The sequence below is a fragment of the Chromobacterium fluminis genome (assembly GCF_011602385.1).
Lineage (GTDB): Bacteria > Pseudomonadota > Gammaproteobacteria > Burkholderiales > Chromobacteriaceae > Chromobacterium > Chromobacterium fluminis.
This window is the reverse complement of the sequence record NZ_JAAOMA010000003.1, coordinates 207,510-231,120: the sequence shown is the minus strand read 5'-3', so window position 1 is coordinate 231,120 and position 23,611 is coordinate 207,510. Positions and strand designations below refer to the sequence as shown.

At 63.9% G+C, this 23,611-nt stretch carries 21 protein-coding genes; 10 read left to right on the top strand and 11 right to left on the bottom strand.

Features of this window, described 5'->3' with window-relative positions:
* Positions 1-149 precede the first annotated feature (149 nt).
* The 8 genes from HA052_RS03855 (at position 150) to HA052_RS03820 (ending at position 8,398) form a co-directional block, all read left to right on the top strand.
* Positions 150-1,445 carry a D-tagatose-bisphosphate aldolase, class II, non-catalytic subunit gene (locus tag HA052_RS03855; RefSeq protein WP_166450842.1) on the top strand — a complete coding sequence of 432 codons (1,296 nt, stop codon included), beginning with the start codon at positions 150-152 and terminating at the stop codon, positions 1,443-1,445.
* A complete protein-coding gene (locus tag HA052_RS03850) occupies positions 1,442-2,602 on the top strand; it encodes an SIS domain-containing protein (protein ID WP_166450841.1) in 1,161 nt (386 codons plus the stop codon). The genes HA052_RS03855 and HA052_RS03850 overlap by 4 nt, the downstream gene beginning before the upstream one ends.
* An 8-nt stretch (positions 2,603-2,610) precedes the next feature.
* The gene (gene agaV / locus HA052_RS03845; protein ID WP_166450840.1) at positions 2,611-3,108 is read left to right on the top strand and encodes a PTS N-acetylgalactosamine transporter subunit IIB; all 498 of its coding nucleotides are present in this window, start codon (positions 2,611-2,613) and stop codon (positions 3,106-3,108) included.
* The gene (gene agaW / locus HA052_RS03840) at positions 3,105-3,887 is read left to right on the top strand and encodes a PTS N-acetylgalactosamine transporter subunit IIC (RefSeq protein WP_240937260.1); all 783 of its coding nucleotides are present in this window, start codon (positions 3,105-3,107) and stop codon (positions 3,885-3,887) included. Before agaV ends, agaW begins: the two co-directional genes overlap by 4 nt.
* A complete protein-coding gene (gene agaE, locus HA052_RS03835; RefSeq protein ID WP_166450839.1) occupies positions 3,877-4,752 on the top strand; it encodes a PTS N-acetylgalactosamine transporter subunit IID in 876 nt (291 codons plus the stop codon). The genes agaW and agaE overlap by 11 nt, the downstream gene beginning before the upstream one ends.
* Before the next feature lie 102 nt (positions 4,753-4,854).
* Positions 4,855-5,307, top strand: coding sequence for a PTS galactosamine/N-acetylgalactosamine transporter subunit IIA (gene agaF, locus HA052_RS03830; protein WP_081544646.1), 453 nt, complete (start codon positions 4,855-4,857; stop codon positions 5,305-5,307).
* A 28-nt stretch (positions 5,308-5,335) separates the two neighbouring features.
* Positions 5,336-6,493 carry an N-acetylglucosamine-6-phosphate deacetylase gene (gene nagA, locus HA052_RS03825; RefSeq protein ID WP_166450838.1) on the top strand — a complete coding sequence of 386 codons (1,158 nt, stop codon included), beginning with the start codon at positions 5,336-5,338 and terminating at the stop codon, positions 6,491-6,493.
* A gap of 117 nt (positions 6,494-6,610) precedes the next feature.
* On the top strand, positions 6,611-8,398 hold the full coding sequence (locus HA052_RS03820; RefSeq protein WP_166450837.1) for a hypothetical protein: 1,788 nt from the start codon (positions 6,611-6,613) through the stop codon (positions 8,396-8,398).
* An 80-nt stretch (positions 8,399-8,478) separates the two neighbouring features.
* Here the strand turns inward: HA052_RS03820 and HA052_RS03815 are convergent, their stop codons facing one another.
* Positions 8,479-10,290: a sigma-54-dependent Fis family transcriptional regulator gene (locus tag HA052_RS03815; protein ID WP_166450836.1), complete on the bottom strand. Its 1,812-nt coding sequence runs from the start codon at positions 10,288-10,290 to the stop codon at positions 8,479-8,481.
* 374 nt (positions 10,291-10,664) lie between these two features.
* Here HA052_RS03815 and exaC point away from each other — a divergent pair, with 374 nt between their 5' ends.
* Complete coding sequence (gene exaC / locus HA052_RS03810; RefSeq protein ID WP_166450835.1) at positions 10,665-12,185, top strand: acetaldehyde dehydrogenase ExaC; 1,521 nt, start codon at positions 10,665-10,667, stop codon at positions 12,183-12,185.
* A gap of 187 nt (positions 12,186-12,372) precedes the next feature.
* The gene (locus HA052_RS03805) at positions 12,373-13,035 is read left to right on the top strand and encodes a class I SAM-dependent methyltransferase (protein ID WP_166450834.1); all 663 of its coding nucleotides are present in this window, start codon (positions 12,373-12,375) and stop codon (positions 13,033-13,035) included.
* Between the two features lie 51 nt (positions 13,036-13,086).
* Here the strand turns inward: HA052_RS03805 and HA052_RS03800 are convergent, their stop codons facing one another.
* The 10 genes from HA052_RS03800 to HA052_RS03755 all read right to left on the bottom strand — a co-directional run bounded on the left by HA052_RS03800 (position 13,087) and on the right by HA052_RS03755 (position 23,554).
* Positions 13,087-15,282, bottom strand: coding sequence for a phosphocholine-specific phospholipase C (locus HA052_RS03800; RefSeq protein ID WP_166450833.1), 2,196 nt, complete (start codon positions 15,280-15,282; stop codon positions 13,087-13,089).
* Between the two features lie 17 nt (positions 15,283-15,299).
* Positions 15,300-15,467, bottom strand: coding sequence for a hypothetical protein (locus HA052_RS03795; RefSeq protein ID WP_166450832.1), 168 nt, complete (start codon positions 15,465-15,467; stop codon positions 15,300-15,302).
* Positions 15,468-15,648: 181 nt separating this feature from the next.
* Positions 15,649-17,004, bottom strand: a complete 1,356-nt coding sequence (creD, locus tag HA052_RS03790; protein ID WP_166450831.1) for a cell envelope integrity protein CreD — start codon at positions 17,002-17,004, stop codon at positions 15,649-15,651.
* A 94-nt stretch (positions 17,005-17,098) separates the two neighbouring features.
* Positions 17,099-18,517, bottom strand: a complete 1,419-nt coding sequence (creC, locus tag HA052_RS03785) for a two-component system sensor histidine kinase CreC (RefSeq protein WP_166450830.1) — start codon at positions 18,515-18,517, stop codon at positions 17,099-17,101.
* 1 nt (position 18,518) lies between these two features.
* A complete protein-coding gene (gene creB / locus HA052_RS03780) occupies positions 18,519-19,199 on the bottom strand; it encodes a two-component system response regulator CreB (protein ID WP_166450829.1) in 681 nt (226 codons plus the stop codon).
* Entirely contained in the window at positions 19,196-19,654 is a 459-nt protein-coding gene (nudB, locus tag HA052_RS03775) for a dihydroneopterin triphosphate diphosphatase (RefSeq protein WP_166450828.1), read from the bottom strand. The genes creB and nudB overlap by 4 nt, the downstream gene beginning before the upstream one ends.
* The gene (locus HA052_RS03770; protein WP_166450827.1) at positions 19,654-20,277 is read right to left on the bottom strand and encodes a response regulator transcription factor; all 624 of its coding nucleotides are present in this window, start codon (positions 20,275-20,277) and stop codon (positions 19,654-19,656) included. Before HA052_RS03770 ends, nudB begins: the two co-directional genes overlap by 1 nt.
* 18 nt (positions 20,278-20,295) lie before the next feature.
* On the bottom strand, positions 20,296-21,582 hold the full coding sequence (locus tag HA052_RS03765) for a mechanosensitive ion channel family protein (protein WP_240937259.1): 1,287 nt from the start codon (positions 21,580-21,582) through the stop codon (positions 20,296-20,298).
* 33 nt (positions 21,583-21,615) lie between these two features.
* Positions 21,616-22,317, bottom strand: a complete 702-nt coding sequence (gene lolD / locus HA052_RS03760) for a lipoprotein-releasing ABC transporter ATP-binding protein LolD (protein WP_166450826.1) — start codon at positions 22,315-22,317, stop codon at positions 21,616-21,618.
* Positions 22,310-23,554: a lipoprotein-releasing ABC transporter permease subunit gene (locus tag HA052_RS03755; protein WP_166450825.1), complete on the bottom strand. Its 1,245-nt coding sequence runs from the start codon at positions 23,552-23,554 to the stop codon at positions 22,310-22,312. Before HA052_RS03755 ends, lolD begins: the two co-directional genes overlap by 8 nt.
* Between the last annotated feature and the right edge of the window lie 57 nt (positions 23,555-23,611).

Below are 23,611 nucleotides of genomic sequence, written 5' to 3'. Positions count from 1 at the left end.
AAGCAACAAAGCAAAATCTTTCTTTTCCTTTCTTCTTTCGGCTATTGAAATCACAATCACATTTCGTTTAGCTTAAAAGGCATGGAAAACAATACAAGAAGAAACAAAACGAAATCAAAAATCGTTCCCATCAACTAACGAGACGACAAATGAACCCCCTGCTACAGCTAGTGCGGCGCCACAGGCAAGGCGAGCACGTCGGCATCTTTTCCGTGTGCTCCGCCCACCCCCTTGTGCTGGAAGCCGCACTGATCCAGGCCCGCGAAAATCAAACCGCCCTGCTGGTGGAAGCCACGTCCAATCAGGTGGATCAGTTTGGCGGCTATACCGGCATGAGGCCCCATGGTTTCAGCGAACACCTGACCCAACTAGCGCAAGGCTGCGGCTTTCCCGCCGACAAGCTGATTTTGGGAGGCGACCACCTCGGCCCCAATCGCTGGCAAAGCCTGCCCGCCGCGGAAGCGATGGAACATGCCCGCGATTTGATCGCCGCCTACGTTGCCGCCGGCTTCCAAAAACTGCATCTCGATTGCAGCATGGCCTGCGCCGACGACGAGCTCCCGCTGGACGACGCGCTAGTCGCCGCGCGCGCGGCGGACCTCGCCCGCGTGGCGGAAGAAGTTGGCCGGCACCTGTATGGCCGCAGCGAGCTTTTATACGTGGTGGGCACCGAGGTGCCTACGCCCGGCGGCGCGCAGGAACATCTGGATGAACTTGCAGTGACTCGGCCGGAAGCCGCCGAGCGCACTCTTCTCGCACACCGCGAAGCCTTTGCCGCCGCCGGTCTGAACGATGCATGGCAGCGCGTGATCGCGCTGGTGGTGCAACCCGGCGTAGAGTTCGATCACATCAGCGTGGCCAACTATCAGCCCGCCGCCGCCACCGCGCTCAGCCGCATGATAGAGGGGCATCCGGGCCTGGTTTATGAAGCCCATTCCACCGACTACCAAACTCCCGCGGCCTACCGTCAACTGGTGCGAGACCATTTCGCCATCCTCAAGGTCGGCCCGGCTCTCACTTTCGCATTGCGCGAGGCCTTATACGCGCTTGCCGGCATTGAAAACGAATTGCTGCCGGAAAAAGAACGCTCCCATTTACGCAAGGTTCTGGAGCAATCGATGCTGGAGCGCCCCGCCTTCTGGCAAAGCCATTATCACGGCAGCCAGACGGAGTGCCGGCTGGCCCGCAGTTTCAGCTACTCGGACCGCATTCGTTATTACTGGCCCATCCCGGCGGTGGAGGCCAGTTGCCAGACACTGCTCAACAATCTTTCCGCCGTCGCCCTGCCAGAAACCTTGCTCAGTCAGTATTTGCCTGCTCAATATCAGCGTGTGCGCGCCGGCACGTTGGAGGCCAAGCCCAAGGCGCTAGTCATCGATTGCGTCCGAGAGGTGCTGCGCCCCTACGCGGCGGCCTGTCGCGCGGAAACGGAGGAACAGTCATGATCCTGGGACATAGCCGTGAAGGCCTGGCGAAGGCGGGAGGGTTGGCCACCGCTCAGGAGATCGACCAGCAACCGCTCGCCTGGGCCGATACGCTGGACATCGTCGAAGCCGGACGGCCGTCTATCAGCGTTTTTCTGGCGCCGCTGCTCGCCCACCCCAACTTGCGCATCATTTTGACGGGGGCAGGCAGTTCCGCCTTCATCGGCGAAACGCTCGCGCCCTATATCAGCCGCTGGCTCGGCAGGCAGGTGGAGTCCATCGCCACCACCGACATCGTTACCTCTCCCGTCAGCTATTTCAACGCCAAGCGCCCCACCTTGCTGGTCTCCTTCGCTCGCTCCGGAAACAGCCCGGAAAGCCTGGCGGCCATAGAGTTGGCAGACAGCCTGCAACCCTCCTGCCGCCACTTGGTGCTGACCTGCAGTGAACATGGCGAACTCTATCGCCGCAGCCGCGAAAATCCCCGCGCGCTAAGCGTGCTGATGCCGCCGGACAGCAACGATCGCGGCTTCGCCATGACCAGCAGCCTTAGCTGCATGTTGCTTGCTTGTCTGGCCATCCTGTTGCCGCGGCGCTTCAATCCCGTTGAATGCCTGAACATGCTTCAGCGCGGACGTCATCTGATAGACGTATTGCCGCGGCAATTGGCGGGCTGGGCGGCGGCCCCGCCGAAGCGCGTGGTGTATCTCGGCAGCAACGAACTCAAGGGCATCGCGCGCGAAGGGGCGCTCAAGATGTTGGAGTTAAGCGCGGGCCGCATCGTGGCCTTGTTCGATTCCGCCATTGGTTTTCGCCATGGGCCTAAGTCCGTCATTGACGAGCGGACAGTGGTGATACAGCTCATTTCCAACCAGCCGCATGTGCGCCGTTACGAATTAGACCTGCTGCAAGAGCTGCGCCGAGACGCGCGAGCGGAACAAGTCGTAGCGCTTGCCGATCGCCGCGACTCCATCATTGACGCCGGCGACCGGCTGTATCTGCCTCCAGGAAAAGAGGGCGACGATATGAGCCTGGCTTTTTGCTACCTGCCGTATTTGCAGTACATGGCTTTTCAAGCCTCCATGCTGCTGGGCATCTCTCCGGACTCGCCGTCTCCCGACGGGCATGTCAACCGCGTGGTGCAGGGCGTCACCATTTACCCCTATTCCGAGGCTTAGGAGGCGAAATGCCGAATATCGTATTGAGTCGCATCGATGAACGTCTGGTTCACGGACAGGTGGGTGTGCAATGGGTGGGTTTCGCCGGCGCCAACCTGGTCATGGTGGCCAATGATGAGATTGCCGAGGACGCCCTCCAGCAAAACCTGATGGAGATGGTGCTGGCGGAGGGCATCGCCATCCGGTTTTGGCCGCTGCAAAAAGTGATCGACCAGATCCACCTGGCCGCGGACCGGCAAAAAATCCTCATTGTCTGCAAGACTCCGGGGCACTTTCTGCAATTGATCGAAGGCGGCGTGCCGATCAAACGCATCAATGTCGGCAATATGCATTACGCCAACGGCAAGCGTCAGATCTACAAAACCGTATCGGTAGGCGAACAGGATGTGCACGACTTCCGGGCGCTGCGCGAAAAAGGCGTGGAATGCTTTATCCAAGGCGTGCCCACCGAGCCGGAACAGGACGTCTACCCCTTGTTGCAAGACCAAGAAGAAGGAGTGTCATGATGGAGATCAGTCTGTTACAAGGCCTGGCCTTGGGCCTGCTGGCCTTTGTCGCCGGGCTGGACCTGTTCAACGGCCTGACCCATTTTCACCGGCCTGTTGTGCTGGGGCCCTTGGTCGGTCTGATTCTGGGCGACGCGCACACCGGCATTCTGGTGGGCGGCACGCTGGAACTGGTGTGGATGGGGCTTGCCCCATTGGCCGGCGCGCAGCCGCCCAACGTCATCATCGGCACCATTGTCGGCGCCACTTTCGCCATCACCACCGGCGTCAAACCCGAGGTGGCGGTTGGCGTGGCGGTGCCGTTCGCCGTGGCGGTGCAGATGGGCATCACCTTCCTGTTTTCCGTCATGTCCGGCGTGATGTCGCGCTGCGACGGCATGGCCGCCGCCGGCGACTACAAAGGCATTGAACGGGTGAATCATCTAGCCTTGCTGGCCTTGGGCTCCTTCTATTTTCTCTGCGCCTTTCTGCCCATCTACTTTGGGGCCGAGCACAGCAAAACGATCATCGACATGCTGCCCAAGCGTCTGATCGACGGCCTTGGCGTCGCTGGCGGCATCATGCCCGCCATCGGTTTTGCCATCTTGCTCAAGATCATGATGAAAAACGTTTATATCCCCTACTTCATCCTCGGCTTCGTTGCCGCGGCCTGGCTCAAGCTGCCGGTACTGGCCATCGCCACCGCCGCGCTGGCCATGGCGATGATAGACATCATGCGCAAAGGAGGCGGCCAAACGCCGCCACGCGCGCCTCAGGAGGCAGCAGAAGATGGCATCTAACACTTTGACCCAAGCCCTGCCGCAGCAAGCGGAATCCAGCGCCGCGGAAATGGATGACGACCGCTACGAAGACCAGAGCCTTGGCGCGGAATTGACGCGACAAGATATCAATCGCTTCGCCTGGCGCTCCTTGCTGTTGCAGGCGTCCTTCAACTACGAGCGGATGCAGGGCGCGGGATGGGTGTACGGTCTGATTCCGGCGCTTCGCAAAATTCATACCCACCCAAGGGACTTGGCGCGCGCGATGAAGGGGCATATGGGCTTCTTCAACACCCACCCCTTCCTGGTCACCTTCGTGATGGGCATCGTCCTGGCGATGGAGCGCTCCAAACAGAGCGTCAACAGCATCCAAAGCGCCAAGATCGCGCTGGGCGCCCCGCTGGGAGGCATCGGCGACGCGATGTTCTGGCTGACCTTGCTGCCTATCTGCGGAGGCATCGGCGCCGATCTCGCCTTGCAAGGCTCCGCGCTTGGCGCGGTGCTTTTCTTCGCCTTGTTCAACACCGTGCACTTCGGCCTGCGCTTCTCCCTGGCTCACTACGCCTACCGGATGGGCATCGCGGCGATTCCCTTGATCAAAGCCAACACGCTCAAGGCAGCTCACGCCGCCTCCATCGTCGGCATGACCGTGATCGGCGCCTTGGTCGCCACTTATGTGCGCCTCTCCACCCCCTTGAAAATTACCGCCGGCGACGCGGTGATCAAGTTGCAAACCGACGTGATCGACAAGCTGATGCCCGCCTGTCTGCCTCTGGCCTACACCCTGGCGATGTATATGCTGGTGCGCCGCGGCTGGAGTCCTCTGCGGCTCATCGTCATCACCCTGGCCTTGGGGGTGGCGGGCACCTTTGGCGGTTTCCTCTGAGAACCTGATCAAAATCCGCTGCGCTTCGGCGACGCCGCTGTCGCCTCAGCACGGCAAAAGCATCCATCCCGGGGCCTTGACCCCAGCAACCGGAGCAAACCCATGTTGAACGTCATTTTCTGTGGTCATGGCCGCTTCGCCAGCGGCCTGCTCAGCGCCGCCGAACAAATACTGGGCGAACAGCACAACTGCATCGCCATCGACTTCCCCTCCACTTCGTCCACCGCGCTGTTGGAGCAGCAATGCCGCGACGCGCTCGCTTTACTGGATCATTTGCAAGGCGTGGTTTTCTTCACCGACCTTCTCGGCGGCACGCCGTTCCGGATCGCCTCCACGCTGGCTGTGCAAAACCGCCATGTGAAAGTGGAAGTGTTGACGGGAGTCAATTTGCAACTGGCGGTGGAAATGCTGGGGGAGCGTAACGGCGAAAACCTGGAGACCTTTCGCCAGCAAGCGCTGGACTGCGGCCGCCGCGGTTTGACCAGCCTTGCCGATGAACTACAGAAACCGAGCAAGCCGCGTTGGCTGGATGGCGCCCCCGGCGCCGGCATCTGAACCGCGCCCGCGCCTGCCGGAGACCAATATGATCAACCTCATCCGCGCCCGCCGCTTATTGACCGAGCAAGGCTGGCGGGAGCACCAGCTTCTTGTTCACGAGGATGGCGTCATTATGGCGATAGAAGCGATTCCGCCCGACGATGAACAGCGCGACGCCGAGTGGCTGGTCCCGGCCCTGATCGATACCCATGTGCATGGCGGACGGGGCGTCGACGTGATGGATTGCCGCGCCTCCTCGCTGCGCGCGCTGTCGGCGGCCAAGGCCGATGAAGGCGTGGGCGCTTTTTTGGCCACCACCGTCACCGCCCCGCTGCCCGAATTGGAACAAGTGCTGGCCTTGATCGCGGACGTCCGCCATGAAACGCCGCCCGGGGCGGAAATACTGGGCAGCTATCTGGAAGGTCCCTACTTTACCCCCCGCCACAAAGGGGCTCACGAAGAGCGCTGGTTTCGAGAATTGGACATCGCGGAGCTCTCCCGCCTGATCGATTGCGCGGCCGGCTCGCTCAAGGTAGTGGCCCTGGCGCCGGAAAAACCTCAGGCCATCGCCGCCATCCATTACCTGAGCGCGTTGAACGTGCGGGTGATGCTGGGACACTCCGGCGCCGACTATGCCGCCACCCAAGCCGCGCTGGACGCCGGCGCGGCCGGCCTTGTGCACTGTTTCAACGGCATGAGCGGCCTGCATCATCGCGCGCCGGGCATGGCCGGCGCGGGTTTGGCCCATCCCAAAGCCTGGCTGGAGCTGATCGCCGACGGCCACCATGTCCACCCCGCTGTTTTGCGAATATGCCACTGCTGCGCCGGCGAGCGCCTGCTGCTGATCACCGACGCGATGCGCGCAGCCGGCATGCCGGACGGCGCTTACGAACTGGCCGGCAGCATGGTGGAAATGCGGGAAGGCATTGTGCGAACAGCCAGCGGCAGTTTGGCAGGCAGCACCCTGGGATTGCTGGATGCCGTGCGCAATATGGTGGAGCTGGCCGGCGCTGACTTGGCGTCCGCTATCGAAATGGCTTCCCTGCACCCTGCACGGCTATTGGGCATGGACCATGAGTTGGGATCCCTGACGATAGGCAAACGCGCCAATGTGCTGGCGCTGGACGCCCGGATGCAACTGCAGGCGCTATGGGTTCGGGGCCGCCAAGTGAGAGGCAAGATATCCGCCCCGGTTTCAGCGTGAACCGCGAAATGCGCGGATAGAAAAACAAGAAGGATGCGGGGCCGCATCTTGTCGTTGCTTGACCTTCCGTTTCAACACCAAGGTTCTTGACTATCGCAAGCCCATAAAGGAATAGACATGTCCAGCATACTCTCCCGTTGCCGCCTGCTGCCCATTCTGGCGCTCCCCTGGTGCAGCCTGGCCGCTCAAGCGCAGCTCTTGGCGCCGCTGCCTCCCATGGGCTTCAATAACTGGGCCAGGTTTCAGTGCACGCCGCAAAAGCCGCTAGACGGCTCCAACCCGGCGGCCTACTCCTTCCAGCGCTTCATGGAAGACCAAGGCCGGGCGCTGCACGACTCCGGCTTGAGCGCGGCCGGCTACAAAACCGTTGTGGTCGACGACTGCTGGATGATGCGCAACTCGCAGGGCTACCTGCACGGCAACCCCAAGTGGTCCGGCACTCAACAGCCTGGCTTTGATTATGAGCTGACGGACTATATGAACACCCTGCATAATCTTGGCCTGCTGGGCGGCGTCTACAACACCGCCGGCGCCAAAACCTGCCAAGGAGAAAAGGCCGGCGCGCAGGGACACCAACAAGCCGACGCCAACTCCTATGCGTTCTGGGGCGTGGACTTTCTCAAGCTGGACAACTGCGGCGCTGAAGGCGGCGTTTCAACGGAAACACTGGATAAGCAGATGCAGGCGGCGCTGAAAAACGTCAGTCGCCCCATTGTGTTCGACCCTTCCTTGCCGGCGGGTCAATACCCTCAATCTCCCGCCAAATACACCGCGCTCGCACTGGCCAAGCAACTTGGCCAGATGTGGCGGGTAGGGCCGGACATCAAGATCACACATGATTCGGCGCCCCCGGTTTCTCCTTGGGATTCCAAGGAGGCGGGTTATGAAATCGGCGTCTATCAAACCTATGACAGCACCATCGCCTTGTCGCGCTATGTCGGCCCCGGCAGTTGGAACGACGCCGACCAACTGATGCTGGGTGACAACGGCCTGTCCACCAGTGAAGAAAGAAGCCAAATGGGCCTGTGGTCCATCATGGGCGCGCCTCTGTTCATCAGCGCGGACGTCCGCAAAATGGTCAACCCTCAAACCGCCCACCTCAAGGATTCGCTCGCCATCTTGAGCAATCAGCGCGTGATCGCGGTCAATCAGGACCCCTTGGGCGCCGGCGGTTACCGCGTGCTGCGCGACAACCCCGCCAGCAACGCCGGTTTCGACGTCGTCGTCAAACCCTTGAAGGACGGCAGCCTGGCCGCCTTGGTCTTGAACAAGAACGCTAGCGAACAAGCCTATACCTTGAATCTGGCCGCATTGGGCCTGGCTCCCGCCGCCAACGGCGCTTACACCGTGCACCACCTGTGGACCGGGGCAAGCCAGTCCTCGGTGAAGGCCGTGACGATGCGGATCGCTCCCCACGACAATATGATGCTCAGAATCGTAGGCGGCGGCGCGCTGACCCCCACCGGTCAGATTCAGACGACTCAGCCCGGCTTTGATGTGGCCGCCAAGTGCTTATCGGTTGCGGGCGCGGCCAAGTCCGGCGCGGGCATCGTCATCGACACTTGCTCTAACTCGCCCATGCAGCAATGGCAACGGCAGAGCAACGGCAACATCAAACTCTTGGGGGCCAAACTCTGCTTGTCCGCCAACGCGACGGCAGGCCCCGGACCGCTCAACGCCTCCACTCAACAATGGGCCAAGCTGGATGCCTGCGATGCGAATGACCCGAAACAAGTCTTCGCCTACACCATGACCGGCAATCTGAAAAACAGCCAAGGTTGTCTGGATGTTTTCCAAGGAGCGGTTTCCGTTGCGGGAACACCTGTCGAGGTTTATCGCTGCGCGGCGGAGACAGCACCGCAAGTCAATCAGATCTGGTCCGCGCCTCACGGCGCCAAGCTGTAAGCACTCGCTTAACGTCCCGCAAGCAAAGCGAAAACCACTGAAAACGCACGGCTGGCCTGCTTTGGCAGGCCATGCCCGTTCTATCCCGGCGTCTGCTTGCGCCGCCGGTACAGCGTGCTGCGCGCCACGCCCAACTCCGCCGCCGCGCGGCTGACATTGCCCTGGCAGCGCGCCAGCGTCCGCTCGATCAACTCGTCGCGGCCAACCGTCAACGTAGGGGAAGCTCGGAACGCATCGACTCGGCAGCTGGCCGGCAGCTCTTCCATCCCCAGTTCCGCGCCGTCGTCGGCCAGGGCCAGCATGGTGCGCAAGGCGCTGTACAACTGGCGCGCGTTGCCAGGCCAGTTGCAGGTCAGCAAGGCTGCCCGCAGCGGTCCGCCCAAGCGCACGCCGCGTTGTTCCGCGCCCAGTTCGTCCCACATCTCGTCGATCAAGCGCGGCAGGTCGGCGCGCTCGCGCAAGGGCGGCAGCCGCACTGGGTAGTCCTGCAAGCGATAGAACAGATCGGCGCGGAACTCGCCGGCCGCCGCCATCGCCGCCAGGTCGCGATGGGTGGCGCAAATCAGCGCGAAGTCCACCGCATGCGTCTGACCGCCGCCCAAGGGGGTAACCTCGCGCTGCTGCAAGACTCGCAGCAAGCGCGCCTGCATCGCCGCCGGCATGTCCCCCACTTCGTCCAGGAACAGCACGCCGCCGCCGGCTTCGCGCAGCTTGCCCGCCATGCCCTTGCGCCTCGCGCCGGTGAAGGCGCCCTCCTCGTAGCCGAACAGCTCCGATTCGATCAGCGCCTCCGGTATCGCCGCGCAGTTGACGGCGACGAAGGGGCCGCGGCCGCGCCGGCTGGCGGCATGCAAAGCGCGGGCGAACACCTCCTTGCCCACGCCGGTTTCGCCCTGCAGCAATACCGGGATATCGGCGTTCAACACTTTGACGGCGCGTTGCAAGGCGGCAGAGGGCCGCGCCGCCGCCTCGGCCTTGGGCGCAGGCCGTTCAGCCAAGGCCTTGCGCGCCGGCGGCGTGATGTGCAGATGGAAATGCTGGCCGCGCCGGCTAAGCCGCGTCCGCAAGCCGTCGGCCGGTTGCAGCTCGCCGTCGAACAGCTGGCCGAAGCGCATCCGGCCCAGGTCCGCCCAAACCAGGCCCAGCCAGGCCAGCGCGCAGCTGTTGGCCTCTATCAGCACCTCGTCGGCGAAGACCAGCACGCCTTCGCGCGGCGACCCCAGCAAAGCGTGGTTCAAATGGAAGCGCACCAGCCAATGTCCGGCGGCCGATCGCGCCAGCCAGCGGTGTTCGATCTGGCGCGCGGCCAGCCGCACCAGGCCCAAGGCGTGCGCGTCATGGGCGCGCGCGTCGCTGCTGATATTGAGCGCGCCGGCCAGGCGGCCGTTGGACGCGAAGATGGGCGCGGCCGAGCAGGAAATCCCCCCGTTGCTAGCCAGATAATGTTCCCCGCCGTTGACCTGCACCGCCGCGCCCAAGGCCAGAGCGGTGCCGATGGCGTTGGTGCCTCGGTCCCGCTCGCCCCAGGCCATGCCGGGCAGCAAGGCCACCTGTTCCGCCTTGGGCAAAAAGCCGGGGCAGCCGGCGGCATTGAGAATCACGCCGTCGGCGTCGCTGAGCAGCACAATGCCGCGGCGGTCGATGACTTGCTCCCCCAGCCCGTCCAGCTCGGGCTGAGCCAGCCGCAGCAGCAGGCCGTTGGCCTCGCGCAGCGCGTTCAACGCCGCGCCTTCCAGGCCGTCTTCTTGCCGCGCGGCCTGCGGCGGCAAGGCTTGTTGCCGGCAGCGCTGCCAAGACTGGGCGATTTCGCCCCTGAGCCCCGCCGGCGCCAGCCCTTGCTGGAAGAAACTGCGCCGCGCCCGTTCCACGGGCAAAGCAATGGGATGATCCATGGTGAACTCCCTCCGGACATGAAAGCCGGCGCAAGGTCTCGCAAGTGCAGCGAGACAGAACGAAAACGGTTGCGGCGGCGGATGAACCCGCGCGTCACCTTAACATGCGGCGCGCCGGGACCGGCGTCGCATCGAGCGCGACACTGTAGCGTTTTGCAACAGTTTGCGCCGCGTCCAATGGGACAGGTGGCCCGCCTAGCGCTGACCGCGCCATGCCGCGCCGCAATGCGTGAGCCGCAGAATAGCCGCATAAGTTAGCTATGCCGTGTTTTGCACCGCAACACGCGCTCCTGACCTCCGCCCTTGGCACGCTTTCTGCTGAACAATAGCCGCCGCCGCGCGGCAACCGGCCTATTCATAACAGGAGAAACACCATGCGTTACGCTCACCCCGGCACGCCCGGCGCGCTGATCGCCTTCAAGCCCCGCTACGGCAACTATATCGGCGGCGAGTTCACGCCTCCGGTCAACGGTCAGCATTTCACCACCACCTCGCCGGTCAACGGCCAGCCCATCGCCGAGTTTCCGCGCTCCGACGCCGCCGACATCAACAAGGCGCTGGACGCCGCCCACGCCGCCGCCGACGCTTGGGGCCAGACCTCCGCGCAACAGCGTTCCTATCTGTTGCTGCAGATCGCGGACCGCATCGAGGCCAATCTGGAAGTGCTGGCCATCACCGAAACCTGGGACAACGGCAAGCCTGTTCGCGAGACGCTGAACGCGGACATCCCACTGGCCGCCGATCACTTCCGCTACTTCGCCGGCTGCATCCGCGCCCAAGAGGGCACGGCGGCGGAGATAGACCACAACACCATGGCCTACCACATCCACGAGCCCTTGGGCGTAGTGGGCCAGATCATCCCGTGGAACTTCCCCATCCTGATGGCCGCGTGGAAACTGGCGCCGGCGCTGGCCGCCGGCAACTGCGTGGTGCTGAAACCGGCGGAACAAACGCCGCTGGGCATTGCCGTGCTGATGGAAGTGATAGGCGATCTGCTGCCGCCGGGCGTGATCAACGTGGTTCACGGCTTCGGCAAGGAAGCCGGCCAGGCGCTGGCCACCAGCAAGCGCATCGCCAAGATCGCCTTCACCGGCTCCACCCCGGTGGGCCGCCACATCCTGCAATGCGCGGCGGAGAACATCATCCCGTCCACCGTGGAGTTGGGCGGCAAATCGCCCAATATCTTCTTCGAAGACATCATGCAGGCGGAGCCGTCCTTCATCGAAAAAGCCGCCGAGGGCCTGGTGCTGGCTTTCTTCAACCAGGGCGAAGTCTGCACCTGCCCGTCGCGCGCGCTGGTGCAGGAGTCCATCTACCCGGCCTTCATGGCCGAGGTCATGAAGAAGGTAGCGGCGATCAAGCGCGGGGATCCGCTGGACACCGACACCATGGTGGGCGCCCAGGCGTCGCAGCAGCAGTTCGACAAAATCCTGTCCTACCTGGACATCGCGCGCCAGGAAGGCGCCGAGGTGCTGAGCGGCGGCAAGTTGGAGCCGTTGGAAGGCGGGCTGGCGCAAGGCTATTACATCCAGCCCACCTTGTTGAAGGGCAATAACAAGATGCGGGTGTTCCAGGAGGAGATCTTCGGCCCGGTGGTCAGCATCGCCACCTTCAAGGACGAGGCGGAGGCCATCGCCATCGCCAACGACACCGAGTTCGGCCTAGGCGCCGGCGTGTGGACCCATGACATCAACCGCGCCTACCGCGTTGGCCGCGCAATCAAGGCCGGCCGGGTATGGACCAACTGCTATCACCTCTACCCGGCCCACGCGGCCTTCGGTGGTTACAAGAAGTCCGGCATCGGGCGCGAAACCCACAAGCGCGCGCTCGACCATTACCAGCAGACCAAGAACCTGCTGGTGAGCTTTGACGGCAAGCCGCTGGGTTTCTTCTAGGAAGCTGTTCACGACTCGCGAGATCTTGAACAGGCTCTAAGCGCCCAACTCCGTAGATCGTGAACTGTTTCTAAACCCCAAAGCGCCGCGATGCGACAATCATCGCGGCGCTTCAGCTACGCTTAAGCATTGTTTTCTAGCATGGCTTCTCCAGGACAAACCAGCATGTCAAACCGGAGAAAGTCCCATGCGCAGCCCTGATCCACTCGAAGCCTCCCTCGCCTTTTGCCCCATTTGCGCCAAAGCGCTGAACGCGCCCGCTGTCTGCCGGACCCATTTGACCACCCGCTCTCCCCGCCTGTTTCTTCGCGAATGGATAAACCGGCCCGGCCGGGTGGGCGCGGTCTGGCCCAGTTCCAAGCGCCTGGCGCAGTGCATGGCCGCCCAGACGCCGATGTCCGGCACGGGTTTGGTGATCGAGCTGGGCGGCGGCACCGGCGCCATTACCCAAGCCTTGCTGGCGCAAGGACTGAGCCGCGAACGCTTGCGGGTGGTCGAACGCTCTCCGGCCTTTGTCCGTCATCTGCGGCAGCGTTTTCCCTCGGTCCAGGTGATACAGGGCGACGCCGCGCGGCTGGCGGCCTTATTGCCGGAGCAGGCGGCGATAGATGTCGTCGTCTCCAGCCTGCCGCTGCGCTCCCTGCCGCGGGCGGAAGCCTTGGCCATCGTCGAACAATGGCGCCGCGTATTGCCGGCCGGCGGTGCGCTGCTGCAATTCAGCTACGCCTTGCAAGCGCCGGCGGACTGGCTGGGCGCGGGCTTTGCGCTGCGCGACAGCCAACTGATCTGGCGCAATCTGCCGCCGGCCAGGGTGATGAGATTCGAACGCCTGGCCACGCCGGGCCATTAAAAAAGCGGCGCCGTCGGCGCCGCCCGTTTTAAACCGGCAAGACCGGCCGGCTCAGGACGTGGCCCACTGCTCGCCCTGCGCCGCGCCGCCCATCGCCGGATCGCTATAACCGTCGCGACCGGTTTCCACCCGGCCGGCGAAGCGGCGACTGAAGCCGGGGAACACCGGCGCGCTGACGCTGACGTCGTACCAGCCGTAGCTGTCCTTCAAGGGCCAGTTCAGCACCGCCTCCCCTTGCGGACCAACGACAACGCGCTGCGCATCGGTCTTCGCATAAGCGTTGGCGCGCACCTGGAACTCGCAGTTCTCGCGGCCGCTATTGTGCAGCTTCAGATAAACGTCCCCGGCGGCCGGATCGTAACAGACCTGGATCTCCGGCTGCGCCTTGCTCAAGCGGCCCAACTGGCCGGCGTCGCCGGTGAAATGGCGATGGAAGCCGTTGGGACCCAGCACCCACAAGTCATAGAGATTGGCGTCGTAATTGACCCGCCACAGCCCGGACAGCTGCTTGCCGGCTTCCACCGCGTAACGGCGCGGCGGCGCGTCCAGATGACGGCGGTCGTAGACGTGGAACACCGCCGTTGCCTGGCCGCTATTGGCGAAAATCAACTCCACCGTGCCGGCGCTGCCGTCCGCGCGCGCGCTGGCGTGCAACTCGTAGGGCAAGGCGCGCGAGCGGCGCAGGCCGCTGGCCTGCACCGGCAATTCCGGCAGGACCGGCGCGCTGGGCTTGGTGCGGCCGGGCAAGGCTCGCGCCCGCGCCGCCAACGCGGCGGTGGCAGGCAGCTTGGGCAGTTCGGCGTTGGGATTGACGAAGTCGAAGCAGGACAGCAGATCGCCGCACACCGCGCGCCGCCAGGGGCTGATATTGGGTTCCTTGACGCCGAAACGCTGCTCGATGAAGCGGATCACCGAGGTGTGGTCGAACACCTGGGAATTGACCCAGCCGCCGCGGCTCCACGGCGAAATCACATACATCGGCACTCGCGGCCCCGGCCCGTAAGGCACATGGATCAGGTCGGCGCGCTCATTGCTGGTCTCGCTGCTGCGCAGATGATGGTACTCGCCGTCGGTGGCCACGGTGGAGCCCCCGGCCAGCACCGCCTTGGCCGGGTCCGCGTCCCAGCTTAGATAGCTGGGCGCGGCCGGCGGCGGCACGTGGTCGAAGAAGCCGTCGTTCTCGTCGAAGTTGACCAGGAACACCGTCTTGCTCCACACCTCCGGATTGGCGGTCAACGCGTCCAGCACGCGGGCGGTGTAGTCGGCCCCCTGCGCCGGGCTGGACGGCCCCGGATGCTCCGAGCCGTCGGCGGTGGCGACGATGTAGCACACTTGCGGCAGGCGGTTGGCCAGCACGTCCTGGCGCAGATCGTCCAGCGTCCAGGTGGACAAGCCCTTGCTCTTGAGCGCCGGCTTGGCGCCGGCCTCGCCGAAATAAGCGGCGCGGAAGCTGCGGAAACCGGCCACCGGGTTGTCGGTGAAGTTGTCTGCCATGTCCTGATAGATCTTCCAGCTCACCCCGGCCGCTTCCAGCCGCTCGGCGTAGGTGGTGAAGGTGTAGCCGCCCTTGGGGTTGTAATCGACGGAGTCGTAGGCGTTGGCGATCACCGGGCCCTTGCCCTGTTGCAGCGGGTCGTTGCCGCCGCACCACAGAAACACGCGATTGGGATTGGTGCCGCCCTGGAAAGCGCAGTGATAGGCGTCGCACAGGGTGAAGGCGTTGGCCAGCGCGTACTGGAACGGCAGGTCCGCCTCCTTGAAATAACCCATGGAGTGGTTCTGCTTATAGGTGGGCCAGGCGTTCATCACACCCTTGCCCCAGGCGTATTGCGCGTCCGACCACACATGCGGCGTGCCCTCCACCCGCATATAGGCGAAAGTCTGCGCGGTGTTGAGATGGAACGGCGCCACCACCCGCGGCGGCGTGGCGCTGTTCCCCTGATTGGTCTGATACCAGACGGTCTTGCGCTTGAGCAAGGCGCTGTCGGCCAGCGGCAGCGGGAAGCGATCGCCGAAGCCGCGCACCCCGGCCAGGGTGCCGAAATAGTGGTCGAAGGCGCGGTTTTCCTGAGTCAGGATCACGATGTGCTCGACATCCTGAAGGGTGCCGGTGCGGTTGTTGGCGGGAATGGCCAGCGCGCGCTGGATGGAGGCCGGCAACAAGGACAGCGTCAGGGAGCTGGCGGCCAGCGCGCTGCCGCGCTTGATGAACTGGCGGCGGGAAGAGGAAACGGGGGTGTCGGTCATGGCGGGCTCGTACGGGTTCAGGGCGCGCAGCGGAGCTTGGCCGGCGGCTTGGTTTGATTGGAATTGCCGTTGCCCGGTTGGCCGGCGTTGTCCTGATTGTCGCCCAGGCAACCGGCGAGCGCGGCCGCCAGCAAACAGGCGGCCAGCCGGCTCGCCCAAGAGGCGGCCCTTGGCGAAAGAGTCATAAGCGTCATCGGAGTGCAGTCGTCTTGTGGCGGCGCGCCGCGCCGCGATGAAAAACCAAGGGCCCGGAAAGCGGAATCCGGGCCCTTGCCCAGCCCGGTTGCGACGCCGGGCGGGAAAACGATAGCGAGAACGCGTTACCTGATGATGGCGGTTTTGTGAAACCGAGAAATCATGATGTCGTCAAGGCTGCGGCGGGGGCGGCGGCGCAAGCGCCTCCTCGCTCCGCGCGGAGAAGCGATACCAATCCAGCCGCCGGGTCAGCGTCATGATGGCGGTCAGCGCGGCGAAGAGCAGCAGGCTGCCCAGCAACAAGGCGTTGTCCTCGGATTGCAGCAGGCCGTACAACACCGCGTACAGCAGGCTGAGCAGTCCGGCGAAGCCCAGGCCGCGCTTCCAGCCGCCCAGGATGTGGCTGACGTAGAAGCCGATCTGGCCGACGCAGGCCGTTGCCGCCAGCAGGTAGGCCGGCCCAAAGCCCAGATGCTCGGACAGCGCCAGCAAAATCAGGAAGAACATCACCAGCGCCATGCCCACCAGCACATATTGGATGGGATGCACGCGCAGGCTGCGCAGCGTTTCCAGCAGGAAGAAGGACAAGAAGGTCAGGCCGATGAACAGCACCGCGTATTTGACGGAGCGCTCGTTCTGCTGATATTGATCCACTGGCTGCACCAGGCCGGTGCTGAAGGACGGCAAGGCGCTCAAGCCGGACTTTCCATCGCTGAAGGCGGCCTGCTGGAAGCGGTCGTTCAGATTATTGGCGAACCAGCTGCTCTCCCATTGCGCCTTGAAGCCCTTGGCATCCACGCTGCGCTGCACCGGCAGGAAGTTGCCGATAAAGCTGGGGTGCGGCCAGTTGGACGTCAAGCTCAGCGTGCTGCTCTCGCCCACCGGCACATAGCTGATGCTGCGCGTGCCCTGCAAATTGAGCTGAAAGGCGAACGGCAGCGTCTGCGCCTTGGCAAGATCGAGCAACTGCGGCAGCGGCGCGTGTATGCCCTCGCTCATCCGCGGCAGGCCGGCGCCGGCCGCGAATGGATGCGCCTTGCCGCCGGCGCTCAGTTGCGGCACTTTGCCGATGCCGCGCGGATCGCTAATGCCCACCGCCAGATAGGGCGTTTTCAGCTGAATCGACGGTTTGAGCAGCTCAGGCTGCGGCGGAATCTCGAAATGGCCGCTGAAGCCGGCCTCGCTGCCGAAGATCAGCGCCTGATAAATGCCCAGCGAGCGCGGGCTGACCTTGAGCTTGCCGTCCACCGCCAGCTGGCGCGGCAGCACGTAACGCTCCAGCTCGTGCTTGACGTTTTGAGTCTTGCCATTCTGCTTCTCCTCCACGGTTTCCACATAAGGGATCACCAGCACCGGACCGATCACGGTTTGCTCGCCGCTGGTGCTGGCCACCACTTTCTCCACCGCTTCTTCCTGATAATGCTTGCGCTCGGAGATCAGGTTGCTGATCGCGCTCACCGGCACCAGCAGTGCCAAGGACAGCGCCAGCAGGATCAGTATCTTGGTCAATAAGGGGTTTTTCTTCATCGCTTGCCTCCTGGTTTCATCACGGGAGACAGCGTAAGTCTTGAGGGTGAAGCGGGAATGGGCTGGTGTGAAAAGCGTGTGAAGTCCGAGCGGCTCAACCCAACGGCAGCCAGAGCCGCGCCTCGGCGCCGCCGTCGGCGTGGTTGAGCAGTTCTGCGCGGCCGCCGTGCAGCTGCGCCACCTCCCGCACCAGGCTCAAGCCCAGGCCGGTGCTTTTTCCGCTGTCCGGACGCGGCAAGGAGTAAAAGCGCTCAAACACCCGTTCCAGCGCGTAATCCGGCACGCCTGGGCCGTGATCGCGCACGCGGAGCAGATAACCGCCCTCTTCCGGCGCGCCGTAAAGTTCGATCACGCCGCCCGGCGGGCTGAACTCCAGCGCGTTGTCCAGCAGATTGGACAAGGCCTGCGTCAGCAGCAGGCGGTCGCCGTCCAGGCTGGCCGGAGCCAGCCGGCGCTCTATGCGCGCGTCGCGCCGGGCGGCGGCCAGCGCCTTGCCGTCGGCGGTTTCCTCGATCAAGGCCGGCCAGTCCAGCGGACTAGCGTCCGGCCGCAGCCGCGACTCCACCCGCGCCTGCCACAACAGCCTTTCAATCAACTGCTGCATGCGCAGGCTTTGCGCCAGGATGTTGTCGACGAAGCGGCGGCGCGTTTCCGGCGGCGGGTCTTCCCGCAACAGCTCGCCGGCGCCGCGTATCGCCGCCAGCGGGCTTTTCAATTCATGGCTCAGCGTGTGCACATAGCCTTCCACATAGGCCTTGCCCTCCAGCTTGCGCCGCATCGCCTCCACCGCCTGGCCCAGGCTGTCCAGCTCCGGGCTGCCCAGCCGCGGCACATTGGCCGGCTGGCCGGCCGCCACCGCCTCGGCGTAGCCCACCAGCCGGCGGATGGAGCGGTTGATCCACCACACCATCACCGCGCCTATCAGCAAGGCGGCGCCCAACAGCGCGCCGCCGGCCAGCATGATCTTGCGTTCGCTGCGGCGTATCACCGGCTCCATCGTCACATTGGGCTTGGACACGGTCAGAGAGCCGACAATGCGCCCGTCCAGCCGCACCGGGGCGGCCACGTGCATCACGCTGCTGTTTTCGTCGTCCGGCTTGCTGCGAGTGCTGCGCGCGCCGTATTCGCCGCGCAGCGTGCGGTAAACATCATTCCAGCGCGAGTAGTCCCGCCCCAGGTCGCGGCCGCTGGAGTCGAAAATCACCACGCCGCGCGCGTCGGTGACGTAGACGCGGAACTCCATATTGTTTTTGACGATGCCGGAAATATTGGCGGCGATGGGCGGCCGCGCCTTGTCGCGGAAGGCGCGGGCCAGCCGCCCGTTGGCGATGTCGCCGTCCGCCATGTCCGCGGCGGCGATGCCGGCCAGCACATTGGCGCTGTCCACCAGCGTGCCCTCGGTGGCGCGGCGCACGCCCGGCTTCACTTCCTGGGTGAAGATGGCCAGCACGAACCAGCCGGCCACGGCCACGATCAAGAAATAACCGAGGAACAGCCGCAGGCCGAAGCGCATCTCACTCGCCCAGGCTGTAACCCAGGCCGCGATGGGTCTGGATGGGCTGGGCGTCGGGGTCGATGTCGCGCAGCTTGGCGCGCAGGGTCTTGACGTGGGTGTCCACGGTGCGGTCGAAGCTGTCCTCGGCGTCGCGCCACACCCGCTCCATCAGCTGCTGGCGCGAAAACACCCGGCCCGGTTCCGCCAACAGCGTTTTCAGCAGCAGATATTCGTAGCGGGTCAGGTTCAGCTTGTGGCCGGCGAAATGGACGCAGGCCCGCGCCTCGTCCAGATCGAAGCCGGTGGGCGCCGGCGCGGCGGCCGGGGCCTGGCCCTTGGCGTAGCGCCGCAAGATGGTGCGCGCGCGGGCGCTGACTTCGCGCGGCGAAAACGGCTTGGCCACGTAGTCGTCCGCGCCGATCTCCAGGCCGATGATGCGGTCCATCTCCTCGCTGCGCGCGGTCAGAAACATCAGCGGCAGATCCGCGCGCTCGCGCAGCCGGCGGCACAACTCGAAACCGTTGATGTCCGGCAGGCCCACATCCAGGATGCACAAGGCCGGGACGGCGTCATCCAGCCGTTCCAGCAAGGGCAGGCCGCGCTCGAACCACTCAACGGCGAAGCCGTCGGTTTCCAGCGTGTAGATCAGAGTGTCCGCGATGCCGGCCTCATCCTCGGCCAGCCAGATCATCGGCTTCATGACCGCGCCGCCGCCTGCCTTTGCGGCAGCATCCGCAACGCCTCGGCGTTGGACGGCGAAAACACCTTGTCGGCGGCCTCGTCCCACGGCAGCCATTGCTGGGCCAGATGCTCGCGCGGCGCCAGCATCACTGTCAGCGGCCGCTCCAGGCATAGCCCAAACACATGTTCTTCGTTATGGGTGACGCCGTCCGGATAACGGTGGCGCCAGTGCGGATAGATTTCGTAGCGGTTGACCAGGCCCCAGTCGCTGAGCCGGGCATCGTCCCGCGTCAGGACCAGGCCGGTTTCCTCCGCCAGTTCGCGCAGCGCGGTGTCGCGCAAGGCCTCCTCGCCCTCTCGGCTGCCGGTCACGGATTGCCAGTAGCCGGGCTTGTCGGCGCGCTCGATCAGCAGCGCGTGGCCGTCCACGGTGTGGATCACCACCAGCACCGATACCGGTTGCTTGTCGCCCATCAGCCCTTGCCTCCGTTGGACGGGCTCTGGCTGGCCAGCAAGCCGGCCAGTTCCACCGCGGATTTGACGCCCATCTTGTCGAACACGCGGGCGCGGTGCACTTCCACCGTTTTCATGCTGATGGTCAGTTCCTCGGCGATCTGCTTGTTGAGCTTGCCGGTGAGGATCAGCTGCATCACTTCGCGTTCGCGGTCCGTCAGCAAGGACAGCGCGGCGGACACCTTGCTGCGGCGGCCGTGCAGCAAACGGTTCTGTTCATCGCGCAGCACCGCGGCCTCGGCGCGCTCCAGCAAGCGTTCGTCGTCGAACGGCTTCTCCATGAAATCCAGCGCGCCCAGCTTCAACGCCGCCACCGCGTGCGGCACGTCGCCGTGGGCGGTGAGCATGATCACCGGCGGACAGTAAGGCCAGCCGGCCAGTTTTTCCAGCAGCATGATGCCGCTCATGCCGGACAGCCTCAGGTCCAGGATGATGCCGTTGAAGTCGCCGCCGTCCGGGCAAGCCAGAAACTCCTCCGCGCTGTCGAAGCCGCTGGCCAGATAACCCTGGCCGTCCAGCAGCCATACCAGCGACTCCCGCACTGCGGCGTCGTCGTCTATGATTGCCAAGCGTTTGCCTGCCATGGCGGCGTCTCCCTTGCCTTAGTCTTGCGGCTTATCGTTGAGAATGCGGATTTCCCGCTGCGGGAACGGCATTTGAATGCCATGTTCCTTGAACAGCCGCCAGATTGCCATATTCAGATCGGATTTCAAGCCCATGAAACCGTTTTCCGGGTCCGCCACCCAAAAGCCCAGCTCCAGATTGATGCTGCTGTCGGCGAACAAGGTGACGAAGCCGCGCGGCGCCGGATTCTGCACAACCCGCGCTTGTTTGCTTGCCGCCTGCTGCAACAATTCCAGCGCCTTGTCCAGATCGGAGCCGTAAGCCACCGATACCGGCAGGCTGGTCCACATGCTCTTGTCGGAATACGACTGGTTGACCACGGTATTGGTCATCAACACATCGTTGGGAATCAGCGCCTCGGTGCCGTCTGCGCCCTTGAGCACCACGTAGCGCGAGGTCATCTTGGTGACGTAGCCCACGCGGTTTTCCACCATCAGCCGGTCGCCGATGCGGATGGAGTGATCCAGCAGGATGATGAAGCCGGACACGAAGTTGCTGGCGATCTTCTGCATGCCGAAGCTCAAGCCAAACACCATCGCGCTGGCGAACATCGACAGCACCGTCAGATCAATGCCCACCACCGGCAGCGCGATCAGCACCACCAGAACCAGCAGTATCGTGCGGGTCAGCTTGGCCAGAACGATGCGCAGGCTGGGGTCCAGCTGTTTCAGATTCAGCAAGCGGGATTCAATCAGGCGGCTGACCCACAAAGCCACCATCACGATGATGGACACCCACAACAGACCATTGAGTATGGTCAGCATGTTCAAGCGGGTCTTGCCCACCGAGAACGACATCGACTCCAGCCACTCAATCACCACCATGTCGAAACCGATGGCCCAGCTGACAAAGCCCAGCCACAGCACCGTGGCGAGGAAATGTTCGGTATGGCGTTCGAAACGGCCCTTGGGCAGCGCTTGGCGCACCACCGCGCAACACAGCCGGATCAAGGTCAGCCAGAACAGCATCGCGCTCAGCAGATGCAGCACCATCGCGCGCTCGTGCAGCAGGTGCACCCAGGCGGAGCGAGACAGCATCACCAAGGCCTGCGCCGCCACCGGCAGCACCAGGCGGAAGCCCACATAGGGCAAAAAGCGCTCATAGCGCTCCGGGTTGTGATCGAAAAACTGCTTGAAGGCGAAACGGGCCAGATAGAAGGCGATGAACACGCACAACACGCCTATCGCCGCCTCCATCATGCCGGACGGGGTTTGCAGGATGTCCAGCAAGGCATCGAAGTCGATTTCTTCACGCTTGAACAGCAAAATAATCTCCCTTTTGGAGTCAAGAATTCGAATTTAAGCCGGCTCGCCCGCGGCGCGCTCCGTCTCCGCCAGCCTGCCTTCGTTCAAGCGCAGCGTGCGCTGCGCTCGCGCGGCCAGCTCCAGATCATGGGTCACGATGATCAGGCTGGTGCCCAGCGTGCGGTTCAATTCCAGCATCAGATCGAACACCTGGCGCGCGGTGTGCACGTCCAGGTTGCCGGTGGGCTCGTCCGCCAGCAGGCAGGCAGGCTGCGTCACCAGCGCGCGCGCCATCGCCGCGCGCTGACGCTCGCCGCCGGACAATTCGCCCGGCTTGTGCTGCAAGCGCTGACCCAGGCCCACGCGGCCCAGCATCTCGCTCGCCTCCCGCTCCGCCTGCTTGCGCGGCATGCGGCGAATCAGCAGCGGCATCATCACGTTTTCCAGCGCGCTGAATTCCGGCAGCAAATGATGGAACTGATAGACAAAGCCCAGCGAAGCGTTGCGCATCCGGCCGCGCTCCGCCTCGGACATCGTCGCCAGATCCCGGCCCAGCACCTCCACGCGGCCCTGACTGGGCGTATCCAGCCCGCCCAGCAAATGCAGCAACGTGCTTTTACCGGAACCGGACGCGCCGACAATGGCCAGGCTGGCGCCCTTCTCCACCGTCAGGCTGACATCGGACAACACCGTCAGCTGCAACTTGCCTTCGTTATAGGACTTGCCCAAGCCTTGGCACGACAACACATTACTCATAGCGCAAAGCCTCCGCCGGTTGGGTGCGCGCCGCGCGCCAGCTGGGGTATAGCGTGGCGAACAAGGCCAGCAGCAGGGAAATCAGGGTGATGGTGGACACATCGTTCCACTGCACGTCCGACGGCAGGTAGTCGATCATATACACCTCGCTGGACAGGATCTTGCTGCCGATGACGCGTTCAATCAGCGGCACGATCACGTCCAGATTCAAGGCGATCAGCACGCCCGAGGCCACCCCGGACAAAGTGCCCAGTACCCCGGCCACCGAGCCCTGGATCATGAAGATTTTCATGATGCTGGCCGGGGACGCGCCCAGCGTGCGCAGAATGGCGATGTCCGCCTGCTTGTCCGTCACCACCATCACCAGCGTGGACACCAGATTGAACGCCGCCACCGCCACAATCAGCGTCAGGATGATGGTCATCATCCTTTTTTCGATTTGCACCGCGCGGAAATAATTGGAATTGGTGTCGGTCCAGTCCGTCACCAGATTCTGCGGCAACTTGGCGCGCAGCGCCTGCTTCACCGTCGGCGCCAGCATCGGATCGTCCAGCTTGAAGCGCACGCCGCTGACGTTGTCCCCCATCCGCGACAACACCTGGGCATCGCGCAGGTTCACCATCGCCAGCGAAGCGTCGAACTCGAACATATCCACCTTGAAGATGCCCACCACGGTGAACTGCTTGGAACGCGGCAGCATGCCGGCTGGCGTGATCGAACCCTGCGGCACCATCAGCATCACCTTGTCGCCCAGACCCACATTCAGCCGGCGCGCCAACTCCGCGCCCAGCGCCATGCCAAACTCACCGGGGCGCAAATTCTCCAGCTTGCCGGTCACCATGTGTCGGCCCACGTCCACCACCTTGTCCTCCAGCGCCGGTTCGATGCCGCGCACCAGGCCGCCTTGGATATTGCCGTAAGCGGTAAACAGGCCCTGGCTGTTGACGAAGGGCGCGGCGGCCAGCACATGCGGCTGCGCTCCGCCCACTTGGGCCGCCTGCCGCCAATGATCCAGCTTGCCGTCGTAGGCGCTGACCTCCAGATGCGAGGCCACGCTCAGAATGCGGCCGCGGATTTCCTTCTGGAAGCCGTTCATGACCGACAGCACGATGATCAGCGCGGCCACGCCCAGCGCAATGCCGACGATGGAAATCAGGGAAATGAAGGAAATGAAACCGTTGCGGCGTTTGGCCCGCAAATAGCGCAGGCCGATAAAGGCTTCAAAAGGCCAATGCATCAAAAAAGCCCCTTTCCGGAGCGAGTCGCGGGTTCGCCGCGCGCGGCGGCCAACCCG

Bases quoted from the DNA above. Each gene is read 5' to 3' on its own strand.
- HA052_RS03855 (WP_166450842.1), top strand. From the start codon at position 150: ATGAACCCCCTGCTACAGCTAGTGCGGCGCCACAGGCAAGGCGAGCAC.
- HA052_RS03850 (WP_166450841.1), top strand. From the start codon at position 1,442: ATGATCCTGGGACATAGCCGTGAAGGCCTGGCGAAGGCGGGAGGGTTG.
- agaV (WP_166450840.1), top strand. From the start codon at position 2,611: ATGCCGAATATCGTATTGAGTCGCATCGATGAACGTCTGGTTCACGGA.
- agaW (WP_240937260.1), top strand. From the start codon at position 3,105: ATGATGGAGATCAGTCTGTTACAAGGCCTGGCCTTGGGCCTGCTGGCC.
- agaE (WP_166450839.1), top strand. From the start codon at position 3,877: ATGGCATCTAACACTTTGACCCAAGCCCTGCCGCAGCAAGCGGAATCC.
- agaF (WP_081544646.1), top strand. From the start codon at position 4,855: ATGTTGAACGTCATTTTCTGTGGTCATGGCCGCTTCGCCAGCGGCCTG.
- nagA (WP_166450838.1), top strand. From the start codon at position 5,336: ATGATCAACCTCATCCGCGCCCGCCGCTTATTGACCGAGCAAGGCTGG.
- HA052_RS03820 (WP_166450837.1), top strand. From the start codon at position 6,611: ATGTCCAGCATACTCTCCCGTTGCCGCCTGCTGCCCATTCTGGCGCTC.
- HA052_RS03815 (WP_166450836.1), bottom strand. From the start codon at position 10,290: ATGGATCATCCCATTGCTTTGCCCGTGGAACGGGCGCGGCGCAGTTTC.
- exaC (WP_166450835.1), top strand. From the start codon at position 10,665: ATGCGTTACGCTCACCCCGGCACGCCCGGCGCGCTGATCGCCTTCAAG.
- HA052_RS03805 (WP_166450834.1), top strand. From the start codon at position 12,373: ATGCGCAGCCCTGATCCACTCGAAGCCTCCCTCGCCTTTTGCCCCATT.
- HA052_RS03800 (WP_166450833.1), bottom strand. From the start codon at position 15,282: ATGACCGACACCCCCGTTTCCTCTTCCCGCCGCCAGTTCATCAAGCGC.
- HA052_RS03795 (WP_166450832.1), bottom strand. From the start codon at position 15,467: ATGACTCTTTCGCCAAGGGCCGCCTCTTGGGCGAGCCGGCTGGCCGCC.
- creD (WP_166450831.1), bottom strand. From the start codon at position 17,004: ATGAAGAAAAACCCCTTATTGACCAAGATACTGATCCTGCTGGCGCTG.
- creC (WP_166450830.1), bottom strand. From the start codon at position 18,517: ATGCGCTTCGGCCTGCGGCTGTTCCTCGGTTATTTCTTGATCGTGGCC.
- creB (WP_166450829.1), bottom strand. From the start codon at position 19,199: ATGAAGCCGATGATCTGGCTGGCCGAGGATGAGGCCGGCATCGCGGAC.
- nudB (WP_166450828.1), bottom strand. From the start codon at position 19,654: ATGGGCGACAAGCAACCGGTATCGGTGCTGGTGGTGATCCACACCGTG.
- HA052_RS03770 (WP_166450827.1), bottom strand. From the start codon at position 20,277: ATGGCAGGCAAACGCTTGGCAATCATAGACGACGACGCCGCAGTGCGG.
- lolD (WP_166450826.1), bottom strand. From the start codon at position 22,317: ATGAGTAATGTGTTGTCGTGCCAAGGCTTGGGCAAGTCCTATAACGAA.
- HA052_RS03755 (WP_166450825.1), bottom strand. From the start codon at position 23,554: ATGCATTGGCCTTTTGAAGCCTTTATCGGCCTGCGCTATTTGCGGGCC.